2 protein-coding genes are annotated in these 3,067 nt (G+C 69.3%); both read left to right on the forward strand.

Going from position 1 to position 3,067, the window contains the following annotated elements; translation table 11 throughout:
- The coding region (locus IH50_RS39030; protein WP_234328338.1) for a condensation domain-containing protein at positions 1 to 1,898 on the forward strand (1,898 nt) is incomplete at its 5' end.
- Positions 1,843 to 3,067: amino acid adenylation domain-containing protein (locus IH50_RS39035; protein WP_420709174.1), on the forward strand; the 1,225-nt coding region annotated here is incomplete at its 3' end. The genes IH50_RS39030 and IH50_RS39035, both read left to right, overlap by 56 nt.

The raw sequence follows: 3,067 nt of genomic DNA on the forward strand, positions 1-3,067 counted from the left end.
GGTTCACGGCTTCACGTTTGCCGGAGTACATGGTCCCGGCCGCGGTGATGGTCCTGGACGAGCTGCCGCTGACGGTGAACGGCAAGCTCGACCGCAAGGTCCTGCCGGCACCCGAGTACGCGACCGGTTCCGGCCGCGGCCCTTCCACGGTCCGCGAGGAGATCCTGTGCGCGGCGTTCGCCGAGGTCCTCGGCGTCGACACCGTCGGCGTCGACGACAGCTTCTTCGCCCTCGGCGGCCACTCCCTGCTGGCGATCCGCCTGGTGGAGATCCTGCGCGGCCGTGGTGTGTCCGTGTCGGTGCGGGCGCTGTTCCAGAGCCCGACGGTGGCCCGGCTGGCGGCTGCCGCCTCCGACGCGGAGAGCGTCGTCGTACCGCCCAATGTCATCCCGGAGGGAGCGCGGGCGATCACGCCGGAGATGCTGCCGCTGGTGGACCTGACCGCCGAGGAGGTCGAGCGGGTCGTCGCCACCGTCGAGGGCGGCGCGGCGAACGTGGCAGACGTCTATCCGCTGGCGCCGCTGCAGGAGGGTCTGCTCTTCCACCATCTCCTCGCCGACGGCGGCGAGGACGCGTATGTGCTGCCGACGGTGCTGGAGTTCGACGGCCGCGAACGGCTCGACGCGTTCACCGGCGCGTTGCAGCAGGTCCTGGACCGCCACGACACCTTCCGCACGGCCATCGTGTGGGAAGGCCTGCGCGAACCGGTGCAGGTGGTGTGGCGGCACGCCGAACTGCCCGTCGAGGAGGTCGAACTCGACACGCACGGTGACGAGCCGGCCGAGCAGTTGCTGGCCGCCGGCGGCCTGTCGATGAACCTGGGCCGGGCCCCTCTGCTCGGACTCCACGTCGCTGCCGCAGCAGGCAACCGGTGGCTGGCGCTGCTGCGGATGCACCACATGGTGCAGGACCACACGACCCTGGAACTGCTTCTCGACGAAGCTCAGACCATCCTCGCCGGGCGGGTTGCCGAGCTGCCGGAGCCGATGCCGTTCCGCGACTTCGTGGTGCAGGCGCGCGCTCAGCAGGACAGCGGCGAGCACGAGGCGTTCTTCGCCGACTTGCTGGGTGATGTGGACGAGCCCACCGCGCCGTACGGCCTGGTGGACGCCCACGGGGACGGCATGGACGCGGCCCAGGTCCGGCGTGACATCGCGCCGGATGTCGAGGCGCGGCTGCGTGAGGTGGCGCAGCGGCTGGGGGCGAGCCCGGCCACGGTGATGCATGTGGCGTGGGCGCGGGTGCTGGGTGCGCTCAGTGGCCGGGACGACGTCGTGTTCGGCACGGTCCTGTTCGGACGCATGAACACCGGTGCCGGCGCGGACGTGCCCGGTCCCTTCATGAACACGCTGCCGGTGCGGCTGCGGGTGGACGAGACCACCGTGGTGTCGGCAGTCACGACGATGCGTGACCAGCTCGCGGGTCTGCTGGAGCACGAGCACGCGCCACTGGCGCTGGCGCAGCAGGCCAGTGGCGTGCCGGGCGACGCACCCCTGTTCACCTCGATGTTCAACTACCGCCACAACGTCGTCCTCAGCCGCGAAATGGCGGAGATCTCCGACGGCATCGGCGTGGTGTTCGTCCGTGAGCGCACCAACTACCCGCTGACCATCGCCGTCGACGATGACGGTGACGGGCTGGGGCTGATGGTGGACGCGGTTGCTCCGATCGACGTAGACGCCGTGGCGGTGATGGTGGGTACGGCCGTTGAGGGTCTGGTGTCCGCGTTGGAGGAGGCGCTGGAGGGTGGCGCGGACCGGTCGCTGAGCGCGGTGGATGTGCTGGGTGAGGCTGAGCGGCAGCGGCTGTTGGTGGAGTGGAACGGCCGGGGCGGTGGTCGGTGTGCTGCCGCAGGGTGTGCAGCGGGTCGTTCTCGACGAGCCGGCGACGGTGGGTGAGCTGGCGGATGCTGACGCTTGCGCGTTGTCGGCCGTGGAGCGTGGTGGTGCGTTGTCGGCTGGGGGTGCGGCGTATGTGATTTACACGTCGGGGTCGACGGGTCGTCCGAAGGGTGTGGTGGTGTCGCATGGGAATGTGGCGCGGCTGTTCGGGGCGACGCGGGAGTGGTTCGGGTTCGGGCCGGGTGATGTGTGGTCGTGGTTCCACTCGTTCGCGTTCGACTTCTCGGTGTGGGAGTTGTGGGGTGCGCTGCTGTATGGCGGGCGTGTGGTGGTGGTGCCGTTCGAGGTGTCGCGTTCGCCGCGGGAGTTTTTGCGGTTGCTGGTGCGGGAGCGGGTGACTGTTCTCAGTCAGACGCCGTCGGCGTTCTATCAGCTGCTTGCGGCTGAGGGGTTGGAGCCGGAGCTGGGTCGGGAGCTGGTGCTTCGGACGGTTGTGTTCGGTGGTGAGGCGCTGGATCCGGGTCGGCTTGCGCAGTGGTACGGCCGTCATGGTGAGGATGCGCCGCGGCTGGTGAACATGTATGGGATCACGGAGACGACGGTGCATGTGACGTATGCGCCGTTGGGTGTCGGGGCGGCTGGTGTGGGTGCGCCGAGTGTGATCGGTCGGGGGATTGCTGATCTGCGGCTGTTTGTGCTGGACGGGCGTTTGGAGCCGGTGCCGGTCGGGGTTGCGGGTGAGTTGTATGTGGCGGGTGCGGGTGTGGCCCGGGGTTATCTGGGGCGTGCGGGGCTGACGTCGGGGCGGTTCGTGGCGTCGCGGTTCGGTGGGCCGGGTGAGCGGATGTATCGCACGGGTGATGTGGTGCGGTGGTCTGCGGGTGGTGAGCTGGAGTTTGTCGGCCGGGCGGATGATCAGGTCAAGGTGCGGGGTTTCCGTATCGAGACCGGTGAGGTCGAGGCGGTTGTGGTCGCGCATCCGCTGGTTGCCCAGGGTGCGGTGGTGGTTCGTGAGGACGCTGCCGGTGACAGGCGTCTGGTGGCGTATGTGGTGCCGGCCGGTGAGGTGGATCGTGGCGGGCTGACGCAGGATGTGCGCGGGTTCACGGGCGCGCGTCTGCCGGAGTACATGGTCCCGGCCGCGGTCGTGGTGCTGGACGAGCTGCCGTTGACGGTGAACGGCAAACTCGACCGCAAGGCCCTGCCCGCACCCGAGTACACCACCA

It is taken from the genome of Streptomyces sp. NRRL S-37, assembly GCF_000721605.1.
Lineage (GTDB): Bacteria > Actinomycetota > Actinomycetes > Streptomycetales > Streptomycetaceae > Streptomyces.